Source organism: Streptomyces durbertensis, assembly GCF_014156695.1.
Taxonomy (GTDB): Bacteria; Actinomycetota; Actinomycetes; order Streptomycetales; family Streptomycetaceae; genus Streptomyces; species Streptomyces durbertensis.
The window spans coordinates 1-5860 of record NZ_WMLF01000346.1; the positions used below are offsets into that span (position 1 = coordinate 1).

Below are 5860 nucleotides of genomic sequence, written 5' to 3' on the forward strand. Positions count from 1 at the left end.
CGGCAGCGCCGACCCCACTCCCGGCACCGACCCCACTCCCGGCACCGACACCACGCCGGACGGCGACGCCGCCGGCGCGGTGAGGGGGTAGCCGTGAAGCCCGTCGACCCCCGGCTGCTGCGGCACGCCCGCGCCACCAGGTTCTTCCTGCTCGTCTCGGTGGTGCTCGGGCTGGCCGGCGCCGGGCTGGTCATCGCCCAGGCGATGCTGCTCGCGGACGTGATCGTCCGCGCCTTCCAGGGCGGCGCGGCGGCGACCGAGCTGTATCCGACGCTCGCCGCGCTCGCCGCCGTGGCCCTCGGCCGCGCGGCGGTCGTCTGGCTCACCGAACTGGCCGCGCACCGGGCAAGCGCCTCGGTCAAGTCGCAACTGCGGCTGCGCCTCCTCGCGCACGCCGCCGCCCTCGGCCCGTCGGCCGCCACACGGCAGCGCACCGGCGAACTGACGGCGCTCGCCACCCGGGGAATCGACGCGCTCGACGACTACTTCGGCCGCTACCTGCCACAACTGGGCCTGGCCGCGACCGTACCCGTCGCTGTCCTGGCCCGGATCGTCACCGACGACTGGATCTCGGCGCTCACCATCGTGGTGACGCTGCCACTGATCCCGATCTTCATGGTGCTCATCGGCTGGGCCACCGAGTCCCGCGTCAACCGGCAGTGGCGCATGCTGAGCCGGCTCTCCCACCACTTCCTGGACGTCGTCGCCGGGCTGCCCACGCTGCGCGTCTTCGGCCGCGCCAAGGCGCAGGCGGAGAGCATCCGGGCGGTCACCGGCGAGTACCGCCGGGCGACGATGCGCACCCTGCGCGTCGCGTTCCTCTCCTCCTTCGCCCTGGAACTGCTGGCGACGATCTCCGTCGCACTGGTCGCCGTCGGCATCGGCACCCGGCTCGTCTACGGCCAACTCGACCTCTACACCGGCCTGGTGGTGCTCATCCTCGCGCCCGAGGCGTACCTGCCGCTGCGGCAGGTCGGCGCCCGCTACCACGCGGCGGCGGAGGGACTGGCCGCCGCCGACCGGGTCTTCGAGGTGCTGGAGACCCCGCCGCCGGCCGACGGCTCGCGGCCCGCCCCGACCGGCCGGGGCTTCGCCGTCACCGACCTTGTCGTCCGCCACCCCGGCCGGACCGCCGACTCCCTGCCCGCGACGACACTCCGCGTGGCACCCGGCGAGACCGTCGCCCTCACCGGCCCCTCCGGCGCCGGCAAGTCCACGCTGGTCAACGCCGTCCTCGGCTTCGCCGAACCCGCCGAGGGCCGGGTGCTCGTCGGCGACACCGACCTGCGCGACATCAACCGAGCCGACTGGCACCGGCAGATCGCCTGGGTCCCCCAGCACCCCGCGCTGCTCGCCGGCACCGTCGCCGACAACGTCCGCCTCGCCCGCCCCGAGGCCACCGACGCCGAGGTCGCCGCCGCCCTGCGGAACGCCGCCGCCGACGACCTCGACCCCGCGCTCACCCTCGGCGACGGCGGCGCCGGACTCTCCGCCGGCCAGCGCCAACGCGTCGCGCTCGCACGGGCGTTCCTCGCCGACCGGCCGGTGCTGCTGCTCGACGAGCCGACGGCGGCACTGGACGGCGCCACCGAGACCGCCGTCGTCGACGCCGTACGCCGCCTCACCGAGGGCCGGACGGTGCTGCTTGTCGTCCACCGCCCGGCGCTGCTCGCGCTCGCCGACCGCACGGTCGCCCTGCCACCTCCCGCCCGGCCGGTCCCGTCGGCCGGGGCCGCGCAGGCCCCCGCCGAGTCGCACGACGGGCGCGCCGACACCCTCGCCGACACCCTCGCCCCGGCTCCCGAACGCCCGGCGGCCCCGGGCCCGGCCGACGCGGTCGCCCCGGAGCGCCCGGACGCCGACGACACCCTGGTCGCCGACGACGCCTCGGAGGCCTTGGCCGCCCGCACGGCACCGCACACCGGCGCCGCCGCAACCGGCGGACACCTGCGGCGGGTCCGCGAGGCCGGGCTGCGCCGACGTGGCCGGCTGCTGCTCGCCGGGACGTTGGGCGTGCTCGCGCTCGCCAGCGCCGTCGGGCTGATGGCCGTCTCCGGCTGGCTCATCTCCCGGGCGTCCGAACAGCCCCCGATCCTCTACCTGATGGTCGCCGTCACCGCGACGCGCGCGTTCGGCATCGGCCGGGCCGTGTTCCGCTACGCCGAGCGGCTGGTCTCCCACGACGCCGTGCTGCGGATCCTGGAAGACGTACGGGTGCGGGTGTTCCGCCGGCTGGAGCGGCTGGCGCCGGCCGGGCTGCGGCACCGCCGGCGCGGTGACCTGCTCAGCCGCCTGGTCTCGGACGTCGACGCCTACCAGGACTACTTCCTGCGGTGGCTGCTGCCGGCGGCGGCCGCCGGCGCGGTCTCGCTCCTCGCCGTCGGCTTCACCGGCTGGCTGCTGCCCGAGGCGGGTCTCGCGCTGGCCGCCGGACTGGCGGTGGCGGGCCTCGCGGTCCCGCTGCTGACCTCCCTCGTCGCCCGCCGCACCGAGCGTGAACTCGCGCCCCAACGAGGCGCTCTGACGACCCACACCGTCGACCTGCTCACCGGCACCGGCGAGTTGACCGTGGCCGGCGCGCTGCCCGCCGTCACCGACCGGGTCCGTCGCGCCGACGCCCGGCTGACCGGCATCGCCGGCCGTTCCGCCGCCGTCGTCGCGCTCGCCGGCGCGCTCACCGCGCTCGCCGCCGGGCTGACCGTCACGGCCGCGGCCTTCCTCGGCGCCCAGGCCGTGCACGCCGGCCGGCTGGAGGGCGTCTGGCTCGCGGTGGTCGTCCTCACCCCGCTCGCCGCGTTCGAAGCGGTCACCGACCTGCCGCAGGCCGTCCGCCACCGGCAGCGGGTGCGACGCGCCGCCGCGCGCGTCCACGAGGTGCTCGACGCCCCCGAGCCGGTCGCCGAGCCGGCCGTCCCGGCCGATCCGCCCGCCTCGCCCTTTCCGCTGGTCCTGGACAAGCTCACCGTCCGTCACCCGGGCGCCGCCCGGCCCGCCCTCCTCGATCTCGACCTCATCCTGACCGAGGGCCGTCGGGTGGCCGTCGTCGGCCGCTCCGGCGCAGGCAAGACCAGCCTCGCCCACGCCCTGCTCCGCTTCCTCGACGCGGAGTCCGGCGACCACCTGCTCGGCGGGGTTCCGGCGAGCACGCTGGACTCCGACGCGGTACGCCGCCACGTCGGACTCTGCGCCCAGGACGCCCACCTCTTCGACAGCACCCTCCGGGAGAACCTGCGCCTCGCCCTCCCGGACCCCGCCGGCGCCACAGACGACACCCTCCGGCAGGCGCTGGCGCGGGCCCGCCTCCTGACCTGGGTGGACAGCCTGCCGCAGGGTCTGGACACCCCGGTCGGGGAACACGGCGCCCGCCTCTCCGGCGGACAGCGCCAACGCCTCTCGCTGGCGAGGGCGTTGCTCGCCGACTTCCCCGTCCTGGTGCTCGACGAGCCCGCCGAACACCTCGACCTGGCCACCGCCGACGCCCTCACCGCCGACCTCCTCGCCGCCACTGAGGGCCGCGCGACGGTCCTCATCACCCACCGGCTGGCCGGCTTGGAGGCCGTCGACGAGATCCTGGTACTCGACGCCGGACGCGTCGTCCAACGCGGCGGCTACGCCGAACTGACGCTCACCGACGGCCCGTTCCGCGCCATGCTGGAGACCGAGCGGGCCGCCGACGTCCTGCTGACCGCCTGAACGGGTTGGCGCGGCGGCCCCCCGGCGGGCAAGATCGGTGCCGACGGGGGCGTGGCGGAGCGCGTCCCCGGGCGGTCCGCCGGACGGGGAGGCGGTGGCGCCGCCCTTCGCCGACATCTGTCCTCCGTTGACGCGAGGACGTGCTCCCCGGGGAGGACTGCTGTGAGCGGCAAGGTCGAGACGCACGAGTTCCAGGCCGAGTCACGTCAGCTGTTGCAGCTGGTGGTGCACTCGATCTACTCCAACAAGGACGTCTTCCTGCGCGAGTTGATCTCCAACGCCTCCGACGCCCTGGACAAGCTGCGGCTGGAGTCGCTGCGCGACGGCGACCTCGACGCGGACACCTCGGACCCGCACATCGCGCTGGAGACCGACCCCGAGGCCCGCACCCTGACCGTGCGGGACAACGGCATCGGCATGTCGCGCGAGGAGGTGAAGGGTCTCATCGGCACCATCGCCAAGTCCGGCACCGCGGAGTTCGTCCGCAGGCTGAAGGAGGCGAACGCGAACAAGGACGCCGCCGCCTCCGCCGACCTCATCGGCAGCTTCGGCGTCGGCTTCTACTCCAGCTTCATGGTCGCGGACAAGGTCACCCTGGTCACCCGGCGGGCCGGTGAGCGGAAGGGCACCCGCTGGGAGTCCACCGGCGAGGGCACCTACGAGCTGGAGGCCCTCGACGAGGCCCCGCAGGGCACCTCGGTCACCCTCCACCTCAAGCCCACCGACACCGAGGACCACCTCTACGACTACACCGACGTCAACCGGCTGCGCCAGATCGTCCGCAGGCACTCGGACTTCATCCCCTGGCCGGTCCGGACGACGGTGGAAAGCCCCGCCCCCGCGACGTCCGCGAACGACGCCGAGGACGGCGACACGACCGCCACCGAGCGGACCGTCGAGACCCTCAACTCCATGAAGGCGCTCTGGGCCCGCCCCCAGAGCGAGATCACGGAGGAGGAGTACAAGGAGTTCTACAAGCACGTCAGCCACGACTGGTCGGACCCGCTGGAGACCATCCACACCCGCGCCGAGGGGACGTTCGAGTACCAGGCGGTGCTCTTCATCCCCTCCCACGCGCCGCTGGACCTCTACCAGCAGGGCGGCCGCCGCGGCGTGCACCTGTACGTGCGGCGCGTCTTCATCATGGACGACTGCACCTCGCTGCTCCCGAACTACCTGCGGTTCGTCAAGGGCGTCGTCGACGCGCAGGACCTGTCGCTCAACGTCTCCCGCGAGGCGCTGCAGCAGGACCGGCAGATCCAGCTCATGCACCGCAGGCTGGTCAAGAAGATCCTCTCCACCGTGAAGGAGCTGCGGACCAAGGACAACGAGCGCTACCGGACCTTCTGGCGGGAGTTCGGCCCGGCGATGAAGGAGGGCCTGCTCTCCGACACCGACAACCGGGAGACGCTGCTCGACCTCGCCTCCTTCCCCAGCACCCACGACCCCGAGCAGCAGACCAGCCTGCGCGACTACGTGTCCCGGATGAAGGACGGCCAGGAGCACGTCTACTACCTCACCGGCGAGTCCCGCGCCCGGCTGGAGAACAGCCCGCACATCGAGGCGTTCCGGGCGAAGGGCTACGAGGTGCTGCTGCTCACCGACCCGGTCGACGAGGTGTGGGTGGAGCAGGTCCGCGAGTTCGACGGCACCCCGCTCCGGTCCATCGCCAAGGGCCAGGTCGACCTGGACGGCGACGCCGACGACAAGGACCGCGCCGAGGAAAAGCAGCGCGCCGACGACTTCGAGCCGCTGCTCGCCCGGCTCCGCGACGCCCTCAGCGACGACGTCAAGGACGTACGCCTCTCCAGCCGCCTCACCACCTCCCCCGCCTGCGTCGTCGGCGACGCCCACGACATCACCCCCAACCTGGAGAAGATGTACCGGGCCATGGGCCAGGAACTTCCCCCCGTGAAGCGCATCCTGGAACTCAACCCCGACCACCCGCTGGTGGCCCGCCTCAAGGACACCCACGCCGCCGACGCCGAGGACCCGGCCCTCGCGGAGACCGCCGAACTCCTCCACGGCATGGCCCTGCTGGCCGAAGGCGGCGAACTCGCCGACCCCACCCGCTTCACCCGTCTCCTCGCCGACCGCCTGGCCACCACCCTCTGACGCCCGCCCGGAGGGCCGGGGCCGCGAGCCCCGGCCCTCTCTCTCCTACACC

2 protein-coding genes are annotated in these 5860 nt (G+C 74.1%); both read left to right on the forward strand.

From position 1 onward, the window contains the following. Nucleotides 1–93: 93 nt before the first annotated feature. Nucleotides 94–3693 carry a thiol reductant ABC exporter subunit CydD gene (cydD, locus tag GL263_RS19885; protein WP_182857094.1) on the forward strand — a complete coding sequence of 1200 codons (3600 nt, stop codon included), beginning with the start codon at nucleotides 94–96 and terminating at the stop codon, nucleotides 3691–3693. A gap of 162 nt (nucleotides 3694–3855) precedes the next feature. Further along, complete coding sequence (gene htpG / locus GL263_RS19890; RefSeq protein ID WP_182857095.1) at nucleotides 3856–5808, forward strand: molecular chaperone HtpG; 1953 nt, start codon at nucleotides 3856–3858, stop codon at nucleotides 5806–5808. The last annotated feature ends 52 nt before the right edge of the window (nucleotides 5809–5860 follow it).